21 protein-coding genes are annotated in these 18,860 nt (G+C 63.5%); 8 read left to right on the forward strand and 13 right to left on the reverse strand.

The window, feature by feature from the left end:
* Positions 1-296: 296 nt before the first annotated feature.
* Positions 297-437 carry a DUF1127 domain-containing protein gene (locus X771_RS1000000167430; protein WP_023670143.1) on the forward strand — a complete coding sequence of 47 codons (141 nt, stop codon included), beginning with the start codon at positions 297-299 and terminating at the stop codon, positions 435-437.
* 326 nt (positions 438-763) lie between these two features.
* Complete coding sequence (locus tag X771_RS138970; RefSeq protein ID WP_023690082.1) at positions 764-1,456, forward strand: DUF1013 domain-containing protein; 693 nt, start codon at positions 764-766, stop codon at positions 1,454-1,456.
* 63 nt (positions 1,457-1,519) lie between these two features.
* Here X771_RS138970 and X771_RS138965 read toward each other — a convergent pair whose 3' ends face one another.
* The 3 genes from X771_RS138965 to X771_RS1000000167435 all read right to left on the reverse strand — a co-directional run bounded on the left by X771_RS138965 (position 1,520) and on the right by X771_RS1000000167435 (position 3,129).
* Positions 1,520-2,239: a YafY family protein gene (locus tag X771_RS138965; RefSeq protein ID WP_023683994.1), complete on the reverse strand. Its 720-nt coding sequence runs from the start codon at positions 2,237-2,239 to the stop codon at positions 1,520-1,522.
* A 126-nt stretch (positions 2,240-2,365) separates the two neighbouring features.
* A complete protein-coding gene (locus tag X771_RS138960) occupies positions 2,366-2,776 on the reverse strand; it encodes a hypothetical protein (RefSeq protein WP_031199867.1) in 411 nt (136 codons plus the stop codon).
* Positions 2,777-2,958: 182 nt separating this feature from the next.
* Positions 2,959-3,129: a hypothetical protein gene (locus X771_RS1000000167435; protein WP_023670139.1), complete on the reverse strand. Its 171-nt coding sequence runs from the start codon at positions 3,127-3,129 to the stop codon at positions 2,959-2,961.
* A gap of 204 nt (positions 3,130-3,333) precedes the next feature.
* Between X771_RS1000000167435 and X771_RS1000000167440 the strand changes: the two genes are divergently transcribed.
* Positions 3,334-3,495: a hypothetical protein gene (locus tag X771_RS1000000167440; protein WP_023690084.1), complete on the forward strand. Its 162-nt coding sequence runs from the start codon at positions 3,334-3,336 to the stop codon at positions 3,493-3,495.
* Between the two features lie 9 nt (positions 3,496-3,504).
* Here X771_RS1000000167440 and X771_RS138955 read toward each other — a convergent pair whose 3' ends face one another.
* From X771_RS138955 to tkt, 8 genes are all read right to left on the reverse strand, one after another.
* A complete protein-coding gene (locus X771_RS138955) occupies positions 3,505-3,765 on the reverse strand; it encodes a hypothetical protein (protein ID WP_023690085.1) in 261 nt (86 codons plus the stop codon).
* Positions 3,766-3,850: 85 nt separating this feature from the next.
* Complete coding sequence (locus X771_RS138950; protein WP_023690086.1) at positions 3,851-4,564, reverse strand: SGNH/GDSL hydrolase family protein; 714 nt, start codon at positions 4,562-4,564, stop codon at positions 3,851-3,853.
* Positions 4,565-4,626: 62 nt separating this feature from the next.
* Positions 4,627-5,367, reverse strand: a complete 741-nt coding sequence (locus X771_RS138945) for a thioredoxin family protein (RefSeq protein ID WP_023690087.1) — start codon at positions 5,365-5,367, stop codon at positions 4,627-4,629.
* 172 nt (positions 5,368-5,539) lie between these two features.
* The gene (locus X771_RS138940; protein ID WP_023690088.1) at positions 5,540-6,565 is read right to left on the reverse strand and encodes a class I fructose-bisphosphate aldolase; all 1,026 of its coding nucleotides are present in this window, start codon (positions 6,563-6,565) and stop codon (positions 5,540-5,542) included.
* A gap of 121 nt (positions 6,566-6,686) precedes the next feature.
* Positions 6,687-7,889 (reverse strand): phosphoglycerate kinase, encoded by a 1,203-nt coding sequence (locus tag X771_RS138935; protein WP_023670132.1) that lies wholly within the window; start codon positions 7,887-7,889, stop codon positions 6,687-6,689.
* A 145-nt stretch (positions 7,890-8,034) separates the two neighbouring features.
* Positions 8,035-9,921, reverse strand: coding sequence for a potassium/proton antiporter (locus tag X771_RS138930; RefSeq protein ID WP_023690089.1), 1,887 nt, complete (start codon positions 9,919-9,921; stop codon positions 8,035-8,037).
* Positions 9,922-10,127: 206 nt separating this feature from the next.
* The gene (gene gap / locus X771_RS138925) at positions 10,128-11,138 is read right to left on the reverse strand and encodes a type I glyceraldehyde-3-phosphate dehydrogenase (RefSeq protein ID WP_023683984.1); all 1,011 of its coding nucleotides are present in this window, start codon (positions 11,136-11,138) and stop codon (positions 10,128-10,130) included.
* Positions 11,139-11,293: 155 nt separating this feature from the next.
* The gene (tkt, locus tag X771_RS138920) at positions 11,294-13,285 is read right to left on the reverse strand and encodes a transketolase (protein ID WP_023690090.1); all 1,992 of its coding nucleotides are present in this window, start codon (positions 13,283-13,285) and stop codon (positions 11,294-11,296) included.
* A 273-nt stretch (positions 13,286-13,558) separates the two neighbouring features.
* Between tkt and X771_RS138915 the strand changes: the two genes are divergently transcribed.
* The 4 genes from X771_RS138915 to X771_RS138900 all read left to right on the forward strand — a co-directional run bounded on the left by X771_RS138915 (position 13,559) and on the right by X771_RS138900 (position 16,076).
* The gene (locus X771_RS138915; protein ID WP_023670128.1) at positions 13,559-13,831 is read left to right on the forward strand and encodes a DUF4164 domain-containing protein; all 273 of its coding nucleotides are present in this window, start codon (positions 13,559-13,561) and stop codon (positions 13,829-13,831) included.
* 12 nt (positions 13,832-13,843) lie between these two features.
* Positions 13,844-14,209, forward strand: a complete 366-nt coding sequence (locus tag X771_RS138910) for a cell division protein ZapA (RefSeq protein WP_023670127.1) — start codon at positions 13,844-13,846, stop codon at positions 14,207-14,209.
* A gap of 189 nt (positions 14,210-14,398) precedes the next feature.
* Positions 14,399-15,058, forward strand: coding sequence for a peroxiredoxin (locus tag X771_RS138905; RefSeq protein ID WP_023683982.1), 660 nt, complete (start codon positions 14,399-14,401; stop codon positions 15,056-15,058).
* A gap of 145 nt (positions 15,059-15,203) precedes the next feature.
* Entirely contained in the window at positions 15,204-16,076 is an 873-nt protein-coding gene (locus X771_RS138900; RefSeq protein ID WP_023690091.1) for an MBL fold metallo-hydrolase, read from the forward strand.
* 162 nt (positions 16,077-16,238) lie between these two features.
* Here the strand turns inward: X771_RS138900 and rpoH are convergent, their stop codons facing one another.
* Complete coding sequence (rpoH, locus tag X771_RS138895; protein WP_023670124.1) at positions 16,239-17,150, reverse strand: RNA polymerase sigma factor RpoH; 912 nt, start codon at positions 17,148-17,150, stop codon at positions 16,239-16,241.
* A gap of 244 nt (positions 17,151-17,394) precedes the next feature.
* Complete coding sequence (locus tag X771_RS138890) at positions 17,395-18,453, reverse strand: RluA family pseudouridine synthase (protein WP_023690092.1); 1,059 nt, start codon at positions 18,451-18,453, stop codon at positions 17,395-17,397.
* A 25-nt stretch (positions 18,454-18,478) separates the two neighbouring features.
* Between X771_RS138890 and X771_RS138885 the strand changes: the two genes are divergently transcribed.
* Positions 18,479-18,859 (forward strand): hypothetical protein, encoded by a 381-nt coding sequence (locus tag X771_RS138885; RefSeq protein WP_023690093.1) that lies wholly within the window; start codon positions 18,479-18,481, stop codon positions 18,857-18,859.
* The last annotated feature ends 1 nt before the right edge of the window (position 18,860 follow it).

Below are 18,860 nucleotides of genomic sequence, written 5' to 3' on the forward strand. Positions count from 1 at the left end.
CGCCGGCCGAAGCCCTCATGAGGGGTTGCGGCAGTTAAGGCTACGGCCGGCGTAGGCCGGTGCTTCGTACTGAAGTACGCTCCGCTCCGGTTCTCGGGAGCCGCCATTCTCTGCTCGGCCTGACCTGAACCTCGCGCCATGCTCCGCGCTCAGCCTGTCGGCAAGATGAACAGAAGCTTAATGCTGCAATGCAGCATTTGCATTGCGGCTATGCAAAGACGTCTGTTCAATTCGTGGGCAGCACTGCCTATCTAAGCGTCATCGAAACGATTTGATCCAACAACTGGAGGACAACCATGAACCCGATCCGCGCTTTCCGTAACTGGCGTATGTACAACGAAACCGTGCGCGAGCTGAACAAGCTCAACGCCCGTCAGCTCAGCGACCTCGGCATCAGCCGCGGCGACATCGAGAGGATTGCCCGCAAGGCCATCTAATTCGAAGCCTGGTCGGCCGATGAGGCCTGACCACGCGGCAGAAGCAAGAGCCGCCGCAGACGGTATCCCGTCGCCGGTTCCGAGCCCGCTGGACCCTGTCCGGCGGGTTTTGTCGTTTTGGACCCCCTGTACAACTCGGCATCAATGATCGCCGGAGCCGAGGTCCTCTTGGCCTCCCCCGCTGTCCGGTGTCCGACGGCTGCGCCCTGCGCCAAAAACATTGCGAAACGGCAGCGGAGCGGTTATACAGGCCGCGAATTTCCCATTTTGGTGGCTCTAAACCACCGCCCGCGCGGGAACGCGGGCGAACGAGAAGGATTTTTGAAATGGCCAATACGCTGCTGATGCCCAAGGCGACCGCCGTCTGGCTGGTCGACAACACCGCGCTTTCCTTCGAGCAGATCGCGCAGTTCTGCGGGTTGCATCCGCTCGAGGTCAAGGCGATCGCCGACGGCGAATCGGCGCAGGGCATCAAGGGCATGGATCCGATCATGACCGGACAGCTGACCCGCGACGAGATCGCGCGCGCCGAGAAGGATCCGAACCAGCGCCTGAAACTGTCCGACCCCAAGGTGCGGGTGCCGGAATCCAAGCGCAAGGGTCCCCGCTACACACCGCTGTCGAAGCGCCAGGACCGGCCCAACGCCATCCTGTGGCTGGTCCGCAACCATCCGGAATTGAAGGACGCGCAGATTTCGCGCCTGGTCGGCACGACCAAGTCGACGATCGAACAGATCCGCGAGCGCAAGCACTGGAATTCGGCCAATCTGCAGCCGATGGACCCGGTGACGCTGGGTCTCGCTTCGCAGATCGACCTCGACATGGAAGTCAACCGCGCCTCGCGCGGCCGCGAGCAGGCGCAGCCTGTCGGCGACACGCTGCTGCCGGCTGCCGTGACCGAGCGCCTGGTGCCGGCGCCGGAGAAGCCGAAGGACGAGGATGCCGAGCTCGACGCAAACGCCGTGTTCGCCAAGCTCTCGGCGCTCAAGTCCAAGAAGGAAGATGTGGACGACGAGTAAGGTTTGCGACAGTTCATCAAAAAAGCCCGCTTCGAGCGGGCTTTTTCATTGATTATCGAAGTCTCAGCTGCGCGCCGCCCGGTCCGGCGTCATGCCATAGTCCTCCGAGCGTTCGACGGCGCGGTAGAAGTCGGCAAGCTGCTTGCCGCGCTCAGGCTTGAAGATGCGGCCGGCGATGACCACCGAGGCGATGCGGTCGATGCGGAAGGCGCGGAAATCGTCGCGCATCTCGCACCAGGCAACCAGCGTCCAAACCTTGCCCCAGAACCACAGACCGAGCGGACGGATGTCGCGCCCGGTGCCGCGGCCGGCCTCGTCGCGGTAGTCGATGGTCAGCACCTGTCGCTTCTCGACAGCGCGCTCGATCACGTCGATCGCCTCACGCGCGGCGTCGCTCACCACCCACATCGGCGTGTGGATCTCGGTGCGGGCGATGCGGTCCTTCTCGGCGTCGGGCAGGACGGCGCCGATCTTGACCAGCGCCTCGTCGGCCGCACGCGCCATGGCCGCGCCGCCAAAGGCCCGCACCATGCGGGCGCCGGCGACCAGCGCGACGATTTCGTCACGCGTGAACATCAGCGGCGGAAGGTCGAAACCCTCCCTCATCATGTAGCCGACGCCGGCCTCGCCGTCGATCGGCACTCCGGTCGACTGCAAATCGGCGATATCGCGGTAGATGGTCCGCTCGGAAACCTCGAGCCATGTGCCGAGCTTCTGGGCGGTGACCAGCCGGCCGCCACGCAGGTGCTGCACGATCTGAAAGAGCCTGTCGGCACGTCGCATCGTATGGTCCCTCGGCTGCTTGTCTATGAATGTCATGGTCCCAAAACCGGTTCCGGGTGACATCCATGTCCTGTTTTATGCTTGTCGTTCTCCCAAAAACCGCTGCGCACTTTTGGGCGACACGCATTATGGTTTAAGTCCTTCGCGCTTGCGCTGCACGGCGACGAATTCCGCGCCGAAGGACAACTTCTTCGTTGTCGGCGTGTTCACGTCGAGCACACGCCAGTACGGCGTGATATCGTTCAGCGTCATGCCGCGTTCGAGATCCTCATTGGCGGCTTCGGCGACGGTTCGCAGATGATAGCCGATGGTGACCGGACATGTCACTTGCGCCCCATGCTCGATGGCGAGCGCGGTGCGCAAGGCGCGTACATCCATCTCGAGGCCGTTGGGGATCGTGCGGATGAAATCATCGACCTGACGGGCCGTCGGCACCAGCATCGGCTGGCCCTCGACGACGTCGCCCATTGTGCGTGGCGTCGGCTTCACGCCGTTGACGCCCGGCGTGTTCAGCCTGTCGTTCCAGCTTTTCACCATTCATGTCTCCTGACACGTTTATGGCATGGTGCTCCTGACAGCATTCTGTCAGGAGCCTTCAGCATTGTCCGTAGCAGGCGCCAAAAGTCTTTGCGCCAGCCCGAGGGGTCGCCGCCCGGGGGGCCATGTCAATGATCCGGGCGTTGCGGGGTTCGCATCCAAGCATTGTCATGTAAAACGCCTCAGATCTCGCGAATGCGGCTGTGACCCTCATACATATCCGGCCAGCCAATGTCCTTGCGGATGTCCGCGGGCAAGGAGTTCAGGAAGCGCTGGGTACGAACTTCATTGCGCATCGTGCGGATCTTGCCGACATAGTGCTGTACGCTGTTCAAAATACCAAAGCTGTTCATGACCATCTCCTCTTCTCTGATGGAGACACTATTGCATACCCCTCCTGACAGCAGTCTGTCAGGAGCATGTCAGGTCGTTGAAGAAAGCTGCGAGGTGCTTGGCGGTCGGTTCGGAAACGAGCCTTTTGTCAGGAATGGCCAAGTCGACCGAGACCATGCAAGAACCGCTTTGACAGCCTGTCGCGATGCTGCTCAAAGGCGGGCATGTCGAAACTCCTCGCGCTCGTCATCATCGGCATGATGGCCATTCAGCTGATCAAGCCGCTCGGCTGGCCGGGCCTGAAGCGGCGCGGCGATTTCTGGAAGCTGGGCCTGATCGCCATGGCGGCCATCGCGCTGGCGGGTGCGCTGGGGCACTGGACATAGCCTTGAGGGTCAGGTCGGGTCCACCGTTCCCATGGCAATCATCCGGATGGCGTTGAGGCTGGGCACGAAGAAGTAATCGCCACCGCGCGTTGTCATGAATTCCGGCAGGTTCGCCGCAATAAAAGGCGTGGCGTTGGCCGGGCCGGCCGGAATGACATGCTTGCTCGATTCGGCGCGGTTGCCGGTCAGCGTGCAGGTGTCGTTGCCGGTTTCGGAATCCAGGCCGTAGCTCATCCATTGCTGCTGGATGATATTCTGGCTCAGATCCATTGGAAGCAGGCTGCGATCAACAGTATTTGGAAATACTCATGTCAGTTCTCTGAAGCCCACCAGTCCGAGCTTGTGCCCCCTCAGGTCAATCGGCGAGCACCCATCCGACCAGATGTTCGGCCCAGGCGCGGTAACCGGCTTCCGAGGCATGAAAGCCATCGGAGGCAAAGCCGGCCTCCAGGTTGGTGATCGGCAGCCGTGGCGCCGGCACGGCGCCGCGCTCGAAACAGAGGCGCTCGCCCATGCGGTTCATTGCGGTAGCGCGGATTTCGAGAATCTTGCCGAGCAGCGGCGGCATGGCCGGCGCGCGGGTGAACTCCAGCACCGGCGACCACACCACGCGCGCCTCCGGCCATTTGGCACGCGAGGCGTAGAGCAGGCCACCGAACTCCTTCTTGAAGCGCGGTACCGAGTGGAAATTCTTGGTGTCGTTGGTGCCGATGGCGAGCACGATATGCGTCCACGGATCGGCCGACAGATTGGGCAGCACATGGTCGCGGATCTGGCCCGACGTTGCCGAGTTGAAGCCAGCGGCGCGCCAGCGCACGGCAAGGCCGGTTCGTTGCGCGATCATGACGGCAAGCTGCGCGGCAAGCCCGTTCTCGGAATTGCCGATGCCGACGGAAGCGGCCGAGGAATCGCCCAGCACCAGCAGCGAGATGGCCGGCGCCTTGCCCGATATTTCGTGCATGACCGGCCCTTGTGCCGGCAGCATGCGGGTGGTGCGGCGGCGCACGCCGAGGCCCTGCCAGACATAGACGGGGTAGGCGAGCCAGGTAAGAAGGGCCGGGAAGCGCATGGCAATACCGTTAGAGGTTAACGGCAGCCTTAGCGCATGTTTGGGCGCAGGTGAACGCGCTTCTAGTCGCAGCAGTTCGGCTTGTCCGCCTGCTTGTCCTGATATTCGTCATGCAGCCGCACCCAGTCCATCAGGCTATGATAAGGGCCATTTTCGCCGCGGCCCTTCGGTGTCATGTCGAGATAGTCGTAAGTGCCGATCTGGGCCTCGCCGCCGCGGGCGCGCGACATAAAGGTAAGGAATATGTCGCCGTTCTCGTCCTTGTAGAAAACACTGGTGCCGGGAAGGTCCTTTGACGTGCGCGGACGCGTCTCGAAATTGTAGGTGGTGTCGCCGGCCGCGATCTGCTTGTCGGTGAAGGAGACCTGCATGTCGAAGTTGAAATCCGAGGCGTGGGACGACACCCAGTCGAATTTCCAGCCCATACGCTGCTTGTAAGGCAGCAGTTCCGCCAGCGGCGCGCGCGCAACCACCACCAGCGACACGTCGTGGTGCCTCAGATGCTGATCGGCGCCGTCTATATGGTCGGCAAGGAAGGAGCAGCCTTCGCAGCGGTGGTTCGATCCTGGCGTCATCATGAAGTGGTAGACGATCAGTTGGCTGTTGGCGCCGAACAGTCCGGCCAGGTTCTTCGGACCCTGCTCGGTCTCTAAGACATAGTCCTTGCGGATTTTCATCCAGGGCAGTTCACGTCGCTCGGCGGCGATGCGCTCACGCAACCGTGTCAATTCCTTCTCGCGCGCCAGATGCGCCTTGTGCGCCTCAAACCAGTCTTCACGCGAAACCACCTTGCTGCGAGTCATGAAGTTCTCCCTGTCTGTTCACCCAAGGACGTTTGGGGTGGGCAGAAACCGACATCGCCGTCAGCTTTTGCCGAAAAGGAGATAAGGATGGACGAACTCCGTCCAAGCCGGGCTTTGCATAAACAAACCCGGGCGCATCGGCCCGGGTTGTATGACAACGGGAGGACTGCGCTCAGGCGGCCTGTTCGAGGCTCGCCTTCCATTGTCCCAGCGCCGCCAGATGGTTCATGTGGGCACGATGGGTGAAGGCGGCCTGGCCGGCGGCGACGTTCGATGCCTTGCCGCTCCAGGCCTTTTGCGGGGCGGCCTGCAAGGCGCGGCCATAGGAGAAGGTCAGCTTCCACGGATGCGGCCCGATGGCGTTGATGGCGTTGAGGTTGGCGGTAGCCTCCTCGTCCGACTGCCCGCCCGAAAGGAAGGCGATGCCCGGCACCGCTGCCGGTACGGTTTCGCGAAACAGTTTTATGGTCTTTTCCGCGACCTCTTCGGGGCTGCTCACCTTGCCTGATTTCCTGCCGGGCAGCACCATGTTCGGCTTCAGGATGGTGCCTTCCAGCACAACGCGCGCCGCATGCAGCTCGTCATAGAGCTTGATCAGCGTTGCCTTCGAGATGTCGTAGCAGGTGTCAATGTCGTGCGCGCCGTCCATCAGCACTTCCGGTTCGACGATCGGCACGATGCCGGCCTCCTGGCAAAGTGCGGCATAGCGGGCCAGCGCATGGGCATTGGAGGCAATCGAATTGGCCGAGGGCACGCCCTTGCCGCTGTCGATGTCGATCACCGCGCGCCATTTGGCAAAGCGGGCGCCGAGCTTGTAATAATCCGCGAGCCGCTCGCGCAAGCCGTCGAGGCCTTCGGTAACGGTATCGCCGGGAAAGCCGGCCAGCGGCTTGGCGCCGGCGTCGACCTTGATGCCGGGGATGGCGCCCGCCGCCTTGATGATGTCGACCAGAGGCGTGCCGTCGGCAGCCTTCTGACGGATGGTCTCGTCGTAGAGAATGACGCCGGAGATGTACTTCGTCATCGCGTCCTTGGCGCGGAACATCATCTCGCGGTAGTCGCGGCGGCTATCGGCGGTCGATTCGACGCTGATAACGTCGAAGCGCTTCTTGATGGTGCCGGAGCTCTCATCGGCGGCCAGCAGGCCCTTGCCGCCGGCCACCATCGCGGCGGCAATGTCTTCGAGACGTTCGCTCATTTTTCTTCTCCTAAGGGGGTACGTTCCGCGCGTAACGGAAGTCTACCGCCAAAGGAATGGGATCGGAAAGCTCGAATCGAATTGAAAGTTCCTGGCGTCCGTTTTTGCGCCCCCGATCCGGTCAGGCTTGTTTCTTCAGCACGTCGACGCCGGGCAGCGGCTTGCCTTCCATCCATTCGAGGAAAGCGCCGCCGGCGGTCGAGACATAGGTGAAGTCGTCGGCGACGCCGGCATGGTTGAGGGCGGCCACCGTATCGCCGCCACCGGCGACCGAGACCAGCTTGCCGGCCCTGGTGCGGGCCGCCGCGTGCCTGGCCGCCGCCACCGTGGCGTGGTCGAAAGGCTCGATCTCGAAGGCGCCGAGCGGGCCGTTCCAGACCAGCGTCGCGGCGCGGTCGATCCATTCACCGATCGTCTTCACGGTCTTTTCGCCGACATCGAGGATCATGCCGTCAGCCGGGACATCCGAAATGGCAACGGTCTCGCTGGCCGCACCCGCCTTGAATTCCTTGGCGACGACACCGTCGACAGGCAGGATGATGGCGCAGCCTGCCTCGGCGGCCTCGATCATGATCTGCTTGGCGGTCGCGGCAAGGTCATGCTCGCACAGCGACTTGCCGACAGCGGTGCCACGCGCGGCGAGAAAAGTGTTGGCCATGCCGCCGCCGATGACCAGCGCGTCGACCTTCTTCACCAGGTTCATCAACAGGTCGATCTTGGTCGACACCTTGGCGCCACCGACAATGGCGACGACAGGGCGGACCGGATTGCCGAGCCCCTTCTCCAGCGCCTCGAGCTCGGCCTGCATGGTGCGGCCGGCATAGGACGGCAACAGCCGCGCCAGGCCTTCGGTCGAGGAGTGCGCCCGGTGGGCGGCGGAAAAGGCGTCGTTGACGAAGATATCGCCATTGGCGGCGAGCCGCTCTGTGAAGGCCGGGTCGTTCTTCTCCTCGGTCTTGTGGAAGCGGGTGTTTTCCAGCAGCAGCACATCGCCCTTGTTCATGGCGGCGACCGCACTGCCCGCCGTGTCGCCGACGCAGTCGCCGGCAAAGCCGACGGGGCGGCCAAGCACCTCCGCGGCAGCCTTGGCGATCGGCTCCAGCGAGAATTCGGGCGAGGGACCATCCTTCGGGCGGCCGAAATGCGCGAGCAGGATGACCTTGGCGCCCTTACCGGACAGTTCGGCGATGGTCGGCGCGATGCGTTCGATGCGGGTGGCGTCGGTGACCTTGCCGTCGGCGACGGGCACGTTGAGGTCGACGCGCACCAGCACGCGCTTGCCGCTGATATTGCCGATATCGTCGAGTGTCTTGAAGGCGGCCATGCTGATACCTTTCCGTGAAAAATCGCCGGGACCATACCTCGCATCGATGACGATGCAAGGCTTGAGCCGGGGTGCGAGCTAAATTTTGAGATCAAGGCGAAGGCTGTCGTGATGATGCGGGACGTCAGCGTGAACCGATCGCTTGTCACCCTTCGGTCGTTATCTTTTCCGCCGTCGGCTCAAGGGCCTTCTCATTGGCTATCGCCTCTGCAGTCTGCGTCTCGGTCGGCTGGTGCCAGTTGCGGATGAAGGCGGAGACCCGATCGCCGATCTCGCCGGCGCTCAGGAACACCGGAACCCGCGCCACCGGCGCGGTCGGCTCGAAGGAGAGGCCGAGACCGGTGATCTTGCCCTTGTCGTCGACGTCGCGGACGATCAATTCGATCGGGCCGATCAGCACCCGGTCGGCATATTCGGCATGGCCGCCGAGCCGCGCCGTCACCAGCGCGCCGACGGTGAGCTTCTGCTCGGCTTCGCTCAATCCCGGAGTGTATGCGGCCTCGAGCTCTGCGGCCGAGCGGGCGGGATCGACGGCAAAGGCGCCGAAGAAGTCGGCATCCTCGGGGTCGACTACGGCGCGGCTGGCAAACAGCTTGTCAAGCAGGCGCGGATAGCGGTCGGGCACGAAGATGTAGACCTGGTCGCCGGCCGCGAGCCGGCCCATGTCCTGGAAACGCATCGAGCGGCCGTCGCGCAGCACCAGCGAGGGCCGTGCCCAGCGCGGGATGCGCTCGCCGCGCGCCACCGGGCTGCCGGGCGCGACGCGGTAGGCGAGCAGTTCGTGGTGGGCGGAGCCCGGCAGTTCGAGTTCGACCTTGTCGAGCGGCCCGAGTCTCGCCGGCACGATCAGGCCGAGCCGGCGCGCCAGCGGACCGACCGACCAGCCCTGCACCACCAGCGATACCAGCACGATGATGAAGGCGACGTTGAAGATGGTGCGGCCGTTCTCCAGTCCGCCGAGCAGTGGGGTGATGGCAAGCAGGATGGACACGGCGCCGCGCAAGCCGACCCAGGAGACGAAGGCGATCTCGGGACGCGGCAGGCGGAACGGGATCAGGCAGAGCCAGACGGCGACAGGGCGCGCGACAAACATCAGGAACAGGCCGAGCAGCACCGCCGGCACCATGATCGCCGGAAACTGCGAGGGTGTCGCGAACAGGCCGAGGATCAGGAACATGATGATCTGTGCCAGCCACGACATGCCGTCCTGGAAGCGCTTCAGGATGGTGACGGCGCGGATGTCGGAGTTGCCGGCAATCAGCCCGGCGAGATAGACCGCCAGGAAGCCCGAGCCGCCAATGGCGCCGGCGGCGGCGAACACCATCAGTGACAGGGTCAGCACGAAGATCGGCAGCAAGCCATGGTCGAGGTTGAGCCGGTCGACGAGGCGCACGATGCCGAGCCCGCCAAGCACGCCGACGACGGCGCCGAGCCCCATATTGAGCAGGAAGCCGAGGATCAGGTCGGTGACCAGCACATGGGTCTCGGGATTGGCGTGGGCGGCGATGATCTCGACCAGCGTGATGGTCAGGAAGATGGCGATCGGGTCGTTGGTGCCGGATTCGACTTCCAGTGTCGCGCGCACGCGTTCGCGCAGATTGATCTCGCCGGCGCGTAGCAGGAAGAAGACGGCCGCCGCATCGGTCGAGGCGACCGCGGCGCCGAGCAGGAAGGATTCCAGCCAGCTGAGGTCGAGCAGGTAATAGGCGGCGGCGCCGAACAGGCCAGTGGTCAGGATTACGCCGAAGGTCGCCAGCGACACCGCCGGTCCGGCCGCCTGGCGCAGCGCGTTGAGCGGCGTGCCGAAACCGGAATCGAACAGGATGACCGCCAGCGCCAGCGAGCCGGCAAAATATGCCACGCGCGCATTGTCGAATTCGATGCCGAGACCATCGACGCCGCTGGCGAGGCCGATGCAGAGGAAGAGCAGCAGCAAAGGGGCGCCGAAGCGGAAGGCGATCAGGCTCGAGAACGCTGCGGCGACGACTAGCGCTGTGCCGACCAGCGTGACGAGATAGATCGCATGCTCCATCCGTGATTTGCCCCTCGAATTCCTCTTTCTACCGATTCACGGGAGAGTGGGGCGAAGGCATGGCCGGTGCAAGGCGCAAGGATGGCTTTTTGCCTTATGCCGCTGATTTTCCGGCGTTTGGCGGCTCGGCGCGCCTTGCCCGGCGCGCTGACGAAAAACGCCCGGGCACAGCCGGGCGTTCGAAGCTGCGAGACGATGCCTTCAGGTCAGGCGATGGTCTTGCCAAAGGCGACCGAGGTGTCGGCCATGCGGTTGGAGAAGCCCCACTCATTGTCGTACCAGGACAGCACCGAAACGAAGTTGCCGTCCATGACCTTGGTCTGGTCGAGCGCCAGGATCGACGAGCGCGGATCGTGGTTGAAGTCGATCGACACATTCGGATGATGGGTGACGCCGAGAATGCCCTTCAGCTTGCCGTTGGAGGCGGCGATCACCGCTTCGTTTATCTCCTGCACGGTGGTGGCGCGCTTGGCGATGAACTTGAAGTCGACGACCGAGACGTTGGGGGTCGGCACGCGGATCGAGATGCCGTCGAGCTTGCCCTTGAGGTCGGGCAGCACCAGGCCGATCGCCTTGGCCGCACCGGTCGAGGTCGGGATCTGCGACAGGGCAGCCGCGCGGCCGCGGTAGAGATCCTTGTGCATGGTGTCCAGCGTCGGCTGGTCGCCGGTGTAGGAGTGGATCGTCGTCATCATGCCCTTTTCGATGCCGACGGTCTCGTGCAGCACTGCGGCGAGCGGCGCCAGGCAGTTGGTGGTGCAGGACGCATTCGAAATGACGATGTGGTCCTTGGTCAGCTTGTCGTGGTTGATGCCGTAGACGACGGTGAGGTCAGCACCTTCGGCAGGCGCGGAGACGACGACGCGCTTGGCGCCGGCGGTCAAATGCGCGGCAGCCTTGTCGCGGGCGGTGAAGATGCCGGTGCATTCGAGCGCGATGTCGATGCCGAGCTCCTTCCACGGCAGCTGCGCCGGGTCCTTGATCGCGGTGACCTTGAAGGTCTCCTTGCCGACGGTGATCTGGTCGCCCGAGACCGACACTTCGTGCGGGAAGCGGCCGTGCACGCTGTCATAGCGCAGCAGATGCGCGTTGGTCTCGACCGGGCCGAGGTCGTTGACGGCGACGACGTCGATGTCCTTGCGGCCGGATTCATGGATGGCGCGCAGGATGTTGCGGCCGATGCGGCCAAATCCGTTGATGGCAACTCTGACGGTCATTTTACTCTCCCTGGGAGCTGGAGGCGGCAGATGGGTCCGCAGCTTCATAGCGGCGGATGGCACAAGAATCCAGCCGCAGAAGGCCGAATTTAAATCGATTAGGTTGGTCCAGCCCCGCGAATCCGCCTTGGAGGTGCGCGGGACTGACCCTGATCTTACTTGCCGTGCAGGCGGGCTTCCGCCGCCTTGGCCGCGGCTTCGGCGGTGATGCCGAAATGCGGGTAGAGCTGCTCGATGGTGCCGGAAGCGCCGAAGCCGGTCATGCCGATGAAGATGCCGTCGGAGCCGATCAGGTGATCCCAGCCCTGGCGGATGCCGGCCTCGATCGCCATCTTGATCGGCGCGTTGCCGATCGTCTCCTTGCGGTAGGCGTCGCTCTGCTGGTCGAACAGTTCGAAGCAAGGCACCGAGACGACGCGGGTCGGGTGCCCATGCTTTTCAAGCAAATCACGGGCGCCGAGCGCGATCTCGACCTCGGAGCCGGTCGCGAAGATCGTCACCGCCGCTTCGCCGCTCGCCGCGGCCAGTTCATAGGCGCCCTGGCTCGAGAGGTTCCTGGCCGAGTGCTCGGTGCGCACCGTCGGCAGGTTCTGGCGGGTCAGCGCCAGGGTGGACGGGGTCTTTTCCGATTCAATGGCAATCTGCCAGCATTCGGCGGTTTCCACCGCGTCGGCCGGACGGAAGACATTGTGGTTGGGGATGGCGCGGAGCGCCGCCAGGTGCTCGACCGGCTGGTGGGTCGGGCCGTCTTCGCCCAAACCGATCGAATCATGGGTCATGACGAAGATCGAGCGGATGCCCATCAGCGACGCCAGCCGCATCGACGGACGGGCATAGTCAGAGAAGCACATGAAGGTGCCACCGTAGGCGATGAGGCCGCCATGCAGCGTCAGGCCGTTGAGGGCGGCCGCCATGCCATGCTCGCGGATGCCGTAGTGGACATAGCGCTGGCCGTAATCGTCCGGCGTGATGTTCTTGGTCTGGCTGGTCTTGGTGTTGTTGGAGCCCGTCAGGTCGGCAGAGCCGCCGATGGTTTCCGGCACCGCGCCGTTGATGACTTCCAGCGCCATTTCCGACGATTTGCGGGTGGCGACCTTCGGCTTGTCGGCCGACAGCTTCTTCCTGTAGTCGGCAATGACGGCATCGAAATTCGACGGCAGCTTGCCGGCGAGGCGGCGCTCGAACTCGGCCTTCAGCTCGGGCTTGGCCTTGGCGAGCCGGCCTTCCCAGTCGGTGCGCGGCTTGGCGCCGGCCTTGCCGGCGGTGCGCCAGGCGTCGAGAATGTCGGCCGGAATTTCGAAGGGCGGCGAGTCCCAGTTGAAGAATTTCCGCGCGCCTGCGATCTCGTCGGCGCCGAGCGGCGAACCGTGCGCCTTGTTGGTGCCGGCCTTGGTCGGGGCGCCGAAGCCGATGGTCGTCTTGCAGGCGATCATCGTCGGCTTGTCGGAATGGCGGGCGGCTTCGATGGCGTAGGCGATCGCCTCGGGGTCGGTGCCGTCAATGTGGCTGGCATTCCAGCCCGAGGCCTGGAAGCGGGCGACCTGGTCGGTGTTGTCTGCAAGCGAAACCGGACCGTCGATCGAGATGTTGTTGTTGTCCCAGAAGACGATCAGCTTGTTGAGCTTGAGGTGGCCGGCCAGCGCGATGGCTTCCTGGGAAACACCTTCCATCAGGCAGCCGTCGCCGGCCAGCACATAGGTGTAGTGGTCGACGAGGTCGTTGCCGAAGCCGGCGTTCATGATGCGCTCGCCGAGCGCGAAGCCGACCGAATTGGCGAGACCCTGGCCGAGCGGGCCGGTCGTCGTCTCGATGCCGGTGGCATGGCCGTATTCGGGATGGCCGGCAGTCTTGGAACCCAGCTGGCGGAAATGCTTGATCTGGTCGAGGGTCATGTCCTCGTAACCGGTCAGATGCAGCAGCGAGTAGAGCAGCATAGAACCGTGGCCGGCCGACAGGATGAAGCGGTCTCGGTCCGGCCAATGGGGGTTCTTCGGATCATATTTCAGAAAGCGGGTGAACAGCACTGTGGCGATGTCGGCGCAGCCCATGGGCAGGCCGGGATGGCCGGACTGGGACTTCTCGACGGCGTCCATGGAGAGAAAACGGATCGCATTGGCCATCCGGTCATGTTGTTCACGCGACGTCATGGTACCTCCGGGGTGGGGATTTGTGGGCTTGGCAGAGCCCAGGAAAGAGTGCGCGACACATAGCAGCCACGGGCTTTTAGTCAACAAATCGGCTGCACATTTGCCGGTCTTGTGATGGCTTTGAGACCTTATGGGGCGACCTACATTAGCGTTAGCGGGGGACAGTCGCGAGAGCTTTGTTGACGTTGCCTTCACCCGGTGCCTAATGTTTCCTTGTTAACGCGTTCTGAACGCGAAGCGATTCGGTGATGGGCAGGGCACAGGACGAAGGCCATGACCGGCGAAACCACACTCAAGGAAGTCATCCACAGGCTGGGCAAGGCCATCGAGGGGCTGGAAAACGCCGTCGCGGCCAAGCTCGAGCACGAGCGCGACTATTCCGAAGCCGAGGCTGAGGTGCAGCGCATGAACGCCGACCGTTCACGGCTGGCGCAGGAACTCGACAATTCCGAAGCCCGCGCCGAACGGCTGGAAGATGCCAACAAGGAAGTGTCGCGCCGCTTGGTGACCGCCATGGAAACCATCCGCGCGGTGCTGGACAGGTAGGAGCTGCAGGCCATGGCACAGGTCACGGTTTCCATCGACGGCAAGCAGTATCGCATGGCTTGCGACGAGGGTCAGGAAGAGCACCTGATCGACCTCGCCGAGCGGTTCGACCGTTATGTCTCGCATCTGAAGGATTCGTTCGGCGAGATCGGCGACCAGCGGCTGACGGTGATGGCCGGCATCATGGTGATGGACGAGCTTTCGGAGCTGCAGAAGCGGGTCAAGGGCATGGAGACCGAAGTGCAGACACTGCGCAAGACGCGCGACGAAGCGCTGACCAAGGCCGACAAGAACGACACCGTGCTGACCAGCGCGCTCGGCGCGCTCGCCCAGCGCATGGAAGACCTGGCCACGTCGCTGGCGGTCAACAAGGCCTGAGTCTTCCCCGCACAAACGAAAGATTGTCGGCCCAACGTCGGTCCGTAGAACGAAAGTGCTCGTTCGGTCGCCAATAATAGTTTCCTATTGTCCTGCAGCCGCGATTTTTGCGCTAAGATGCGGGAATGCCGGAGCGTTGACGCCGTCCACGGCCGCTCCTGACGAAATCTGTTGCTGGGGAATAATGCCATGAGCCTTCGTATCAACGACATCGCGCCTGACTTCACCGCCGAGACCACGCAAGGGCCGATCAAGTTTCATGACTGGATCGGCGACGGCTGGGCGATCCTGTTCAGCCATCCGAAGAATTTCACCCCGGTCTGCACCACCGAGCTGGGCACGATGGCGGGGCTCGAAGGCGAGTTCAAGAAGCGCAACGTCAAGGTCATCGGCATTTCCGTCGATCCCGTTGCGAGCCACGACAAGTGGCAGGCCGACATCAAGACGGCGACCGGCCAGACGGTGAACTACCCGCTGATCGGCGACAAGGACCTCAAGGTGGCCAAGCTTTATGGCATGCTGCCGGCGGGCGCCGGCGAGACGTCGGAAGGCCGCACGCCGGCCGACAACGCCACGGTGCGCTCGGTCTATGTCGTCGGGCCGGACAAGAAGATCAAGCTGGTGCTGACTTACCCAATGACGACGGGCCGCAACTTCGACGAGATCCTGCGCGCGGTCGATTCCATGCAGCTGACCGCCAAGCACCAGGTGGCGACGCCGGCCAACTGGAAGCAGGGCGAGGATGTGATCATCACCGCCGCGGTTTCGAACGAAGATGCGGTCAAGCGTTTTGGCGCTTTCGAGACGATCCTGCCCTATCTCAGGAAGACCAAGCAGCCGTCAGCCTAGGTTTTCTCCGTCGGAGCTATTCGGGCTTCAGTCCTATTTGTGGCAAGGCGTGCTTGACCGGCGCGCTTTGCCAGATGACCATGCTCTTGTTCAGCCCCGACGGAGAAAACGGTTCCTGTCGGGCAAGGGGCAGGGGAGCCGGATATTGGACATCGCTTCGGCCAAACCTGAGGTCGCCGGCTTCTACGACAAGCCGACCGGCGCCATCCAGTATGTCGTCACCGACCCGGTGACGAGACGCTGCGCCGTCATCGACCCGATCCTCGATTTCGACGAAAAATCCGGCGCGACGGCGACGAAGAATGCCGACGCCTTGCTGGATTTTATCCGCGAAAACGGGCTGGAGCTCGAGTGGATCCTGGACACCCATCCGCATGCCGATCATTTCTCGGCGGCGCACTATCTCCGGGAAAAGACCGGCGCGCCGACGGCGATCGGCGACAGGATCATCGAAGTCCAGGCGCTGTGGAAGGCGATCTACAACTGGCCGGATTTCCCCGCAGACGGCTCGCAGTGGGACCGGCTGTTTGGGGAAGGCGAAACGTTCATGATCGGCAACCTGCCGGTCAAGGTGCTGTTCTCGCCCGGCCACACGCTCGCCTCGATCACCTATGTCGTCGGCGACGCAGCCTTCGTCCACGACACGCTGTTCATGCCCGACAGCGGCTCGGCAAGGACGGACTTTCCCGGCGGCAGTGCCGCGCGGCTGTGGCATTCGATTGAGGGCATTCTGGCGCTGCCGGACGATACGCGCGTGTTCGTCGGCCACGACTATCAGGCCGGCGGCCGCGAGCCGTGCTGGGAGAGCACGGTCGCCGAGCAGAGGGCAAAGAATATCCACCTCGTTGCGGCGCGCAGCGAAGCCGAGTTCGTCGACTTGCGCGAAGCGCGCGACAAGACACTGCCGATGCCGCGGCTGATCCTGCATGCGCTGCAGGTCAACATGAATGGTGGACGGCTGCCGGAACCGGAGGCCAACGGCCGAAGGTATCTCAAGTTTCCGCTGGATGGGCTGTAGATCGGTTCATGCTGGTGGCGCCGTCGCCGAAGCTGCCAATCTCCCCCTCAAGGGGGGAGATCAGCTGTTGCCCGACTTTCGCTAACCGCCGACGGACGACAAAACAAAAAAGGCGGCGCCGGTTTCCCGACGCCGCCTTCTGTTCCTTAGCCGAACCCGGCTTTACGCCGCGGGCTGCGCCTCGATCGTGCGCAGCGCCTGCATCTGGCGCTTGGCGGCGGCCTTGACCGCGTCCTGCACCTTCTCGAAGGCGCGCACCTCGATCTGGCGCACGCGCTCGCGGCTGATGTCGAACTCGGACGACAGCTCTTCCAGCGTCAGCGGCTCCTCGGCGAGGCGGCGTGCCTCGAAGATGCGCCGCTCACGATCGTTGAGCACGGCCAAAGCACCCGACAGCATGCCGCGGCGGTTTTCCAGCTCGTCCTGTTCGATCAGCATGTCTTCCTGGCTTTCGTGGTCATCGACCAGCCAGTCCTGCCATTCGCCGGATTCACCTTCGCTGGCGCGGATCGGCGCGTTCAGCGACGCGTCGCCCGACAGGCGGCGGTTCATCGACACGACTTCGGCTTCCGACACGTTCAGCCGGGTGGCGATCTCGGTGATCTGGTCCGGCTTGAGGTCGCCATCGTCCAGCGCCTGGATCTTGCCCTTCACCTTGCGCAGGTTGAAGAACAGGCGCTTCTGATTGGCGGTCGTGCCCATCTTGACCAGGCTCCACGAGCGCAGGATGTACTCCTGGATCGAGGCCTTGATCCACCACATGGCGTAGGTCGCGAGGCGGAAGCCACGCTCGGGTTCGAATTTCTTGACGGCCTGCATCAGGCCGACATTGCCTTCCGAGATCACTTCGCCGATCGGCAGGCCGTAGCCGCGATAGCCCATGGCGATCTTGGCAACGAGCCGAAGGTGGCTGGTGACGAGCTTGTGCGCAGCGCTGGTGTCTTCATGCTCGGCGTAGCGCTTGGCGAGCATGTACTCTTCCTGCGGCTGAAGCATGGGAAAGCGGCGGATTTCTTCCAGGTAGCGGCTGAGGCCGCCTTCGCCGGAAACAATACTGGGTAGTGACTGGGCCATGATTGCGCCCCCTCTCTATTGGAGTGATGCCCCCGAAACGCGGCGGGCATGTGACGCGAGCACCAAAAGGCTCGCCCGCGGCAACTGATTTATATAGGAACAAAACCAGAAAAGACAGGCATTTGTTCAACACGAAACAGTGTGTCACGCTGAAGTGAACAATGCCGCTCAGGTTTTAGCTGGCTTGTTTAGACGCAATTCCGGACGGAAAACCGTTTCACACTTTTCCTGGAATTGCTCGGGTTCAGAGTTTGCGAAAGCCGCCGACGAGTTCCTCCATGTCCCCCGGTATCGGCGCCTCGAACCTCATCGATAAATGGGTAGCCGGGTGCCGAAATGCAAGGAGCCAGGCATGCAAAGCTTGCCTGGAAAATGCCTTGACCTGACCCTTCAGCCGCTCGGGCAGCCGGTTGGCCTTGGTGCGGAAGGCCTGGCCGTAATCGGGGTCGCCGATGACGGGATGGCCGATATGGGCCATGTGGACGCGGATCTGGTGGGTGCGGCCGGTTTCCAGCCGGCATTCGACCAGGCTGGCGGTGGCGAACGCCTGCTGGCCCTCGCCGAAACGCTCCTTGACGGTGAAATGGGTCACGGCGTGGCGGGCATCGTCACGGCCTTCCGGCACGACGGCGCGGCGCACGCGGTCGGCGGCACGGCCAAGCGGCGCATCGACCGTTCCGGCCGGCCGCGACGGGATTCCCCAGACCAGCGCCAGATAAGCACGTTCGAGGTCGCCGGTGCGGCCGTGGTCGGCAAAGGCCTCCGACAGCGCCTTGTGGGCGCGGTCGGTCTTGGCCACCACCATGACGCCGCTGGTTTCCTTGTCCAGCCGATGGACGATGCCCGGCCGCCTGACGCCGCCAATGCCTGAAAGACTGTCGCCGCAGTGGTGGATCAGGGCATTGACCAACGTGCCGGTCCAGTTGCCGGCGCCGGGATGGACGACGAGGCCGGCCGGCTTGTTGATGACGATCAGCTCGTCGTCCTCATAAAGCACGTCGAGCACGATGGCCTCGCCTTGCGGTTCGGCCGGTTCCGGCTCGGGCATGACGACCGATACGCGCTCGCCGGCACTCATCTTGCGCTTGGTCTCGTCGACCGGCTTGCCGTCGATCGAAACGGCACCTTGCCGGATCAGCATCTGCACCCGGCTGCGCGACATGTCGGGACCAAGGGCGCTCGCCAGCCACTGGTCGAGGCGCTGGCCGGCCGCTTCCGCGCCGGCTTCGAGCACGGTTGGCGCCGCCTCTATGAATTGTCCAGCCTCTATCAATTCAGGGGTCTCTTCGCTATGAGCGCTCATCGAAAAAAGTTCCGGAAGTTCTGCCATGGCCCGGCCCGTTGCCGATGAAGAAGAAAAGCCGCTCGATCCCGAGATCGAAAAGGTGCGCGGCAGGCTCATCCGTTTCATGGCCATCAATCTCGGCCTGCTTTTGCTGGCCCTTATGGTGGTGATCGCGGCCATTGTCTACAAATCCCGCAAGGCGCCGCCCGCGAACCCGCCGCTCGCCAACGACATTCCAGTTCCGCCCGGCGAGCCGCTCGCGGCTGACATAGTGCTCCCGGTCGGAGCCAAGGTGATCAGCCAGGCTCTGTCGGGCAATCGCATTTCGATCGACGCCGAGCTCAGCGACGGCAGCCGCACCATCTTCGTCTACGACATCGCCGAGCGCCGTATCATCGGCCGCTTCGCCATCCGCAACAAATGAG

It is taken from the genome of Mesorhizobium sp. LSJC269B00 (genome assembly GCF_000502815.1).
Lineage (GTDB): Bacteria > Pseudomonadota > Alphaproteobacteria > Rhizobiales > Rhizobiaceae > Mesorhizobium.

What these genes read in the sequence shown, in the direction of transcription:
- gap (WP_023683984.1), bottom strand. Translation starts at nt 11,138, where the DNA reads ATGACCGTCAGAGTTGCCATCAACGGATTTGGCCGCATCGGCCGCAAC.
- X771_RS1000000167430 (WP_023670143.1), top strand. Translation starts at nt 297, where the DNA reads ATGAACCCGATCCGCGCTTTCCGTAACTGGCGTATGTACAACGAAACC.
- X771_RS138970 (WP_023690082.1), top strand. Translation starts at nt 764, where the DNA reads ATGGCCAATACGCTGCTGATGCCCAAGGCGACCGCCGTCTGGCTGGTC.
- X771_RS138955 (WP_023690085.1), bottom strand. Translation starts at nt 3,765, where the DNA reads ATGGATCTGAGCCAGAATATCATCCAGCAGCAATGGATGAGCTACGGC.
- X771_RS138940 (WP_023690088.1), bottom strand. Translation starts at nt 6,565, where the DNA reads ATGAGCGAACGTCTCGAAGACATTGCCGCCGCGATGGTGGCCGGCGGC.
- X771_RS138930 (WP_023690089.1), bottom strand. Translation starts at nt 9,921, where the DNA reads ATGGAGCATGCGATCTATCTCGTCACGCTGGTCGGCACAGCGCTAGTC.
- X771_RS138965 (WP_023683994.1), bottom strand. Translation starts at nt 2,239, where the DNA reads ATGCGACGTGCCGACAGGCTCTTTCAGATCGTGCAGCACCTGCGTGGC.
- X771_RS138935 (WP_023670132.1), bottom strand. Translation starts at nt 7,889, where the DNA reads ATGGCCGCCTTCAAGACACTCGACGATATCGGCAATATCAGCGGCAAG.
- X771_RS1000000167440 (WP_023690084.1), top strand. Translation starts at nt 3,334, where the DNA reads ATGTCGAAACTCCTCGCGCTCGTCATCATCGGCATGATGGCCATTCAG.
- X771_RS138905 (WP_023683982.1), top strand. Translation starts at nt 14,399, where the DNA reads ATGAGCCTTCGTATCAACGACATCGCGCCTGACTTCACCGCCGAGACC.
- X771_RS138885 (WP_023690093.1), top strand. Translation starts at nt 18,479, where the DNA reads ATGGCCCGGCCCGTTGCCGATGAAGAAGAAAAGCCGCTCGATCCCGAG.
- X771_RS138945 (WP_023690087.1), bottom strand. Translation starts at nt 5,367, where the DNA reads ATGACTCGCAGCAAGGTGGTTTCGCGTGAAGACTGGTTTGAGGCGCAC.
- X771_RS138910 (WP_023670127.1), top strand. Translation starts at nt 13,844, where the DNA reads ATGGCACAGGTCACGGTTTCCATCGACGGCAAGCAGTATCGCATGGCT.
- X771_RS138915 (WP_023670128.1), top strand. Translation starts at nt 13,559, where the DNA reads ATGACCGGCGAAACCACACTCAAGGAAGTCATCCACAGGCTGGGCAAG.
- X771_RS138950 (WP_023690086.1), bottom strand. Translation starts at nt 4,564, where the DNA reads ATGCGCTTCCCGGCCCTTCTTACCTGGCTCGCCTACCCCGTCTATGTC.
- X771_RS1000000167435 (WP_023670139.1), bottom strand. Translation starts at nt 3,129, where the DNA reads ATGAACAGCTTTGGTATTTTGAACAGCGTACAGCACTATGTCGGCAAG.
- tkt (WP_023690090.1), bottom strand. Translation starts at nt 13,285, where the DNA reads ATGACGTCGCGTGAACAACATGACCGGATGGCCAATGCGATCCGTTTT.
- X771_RS138890 (WP_023690092.1), bottom strand. Translation starts at nt 18,453, where the DNA reads ATGAGCGCTCATAGCGAAGAGACCCCTGAATTGATAGAGGCTGGACAA.
- rpoH (WP_023670124.1), bottom strand. Translation starts at nt 17,150, where the DNA reads ATGGCCCAGTCACTACCCAGTATTGTTTCCGGCGAAGGCGGCCTCAGC.
- X771_RS138960 (WP_031199867.1), bottom strand. Translation starts at nt 2,776, where the DNA reads ATGGTGAAAAGCTGGAACGACAGGCTGAACACGCCGGGCGTCAACGGC.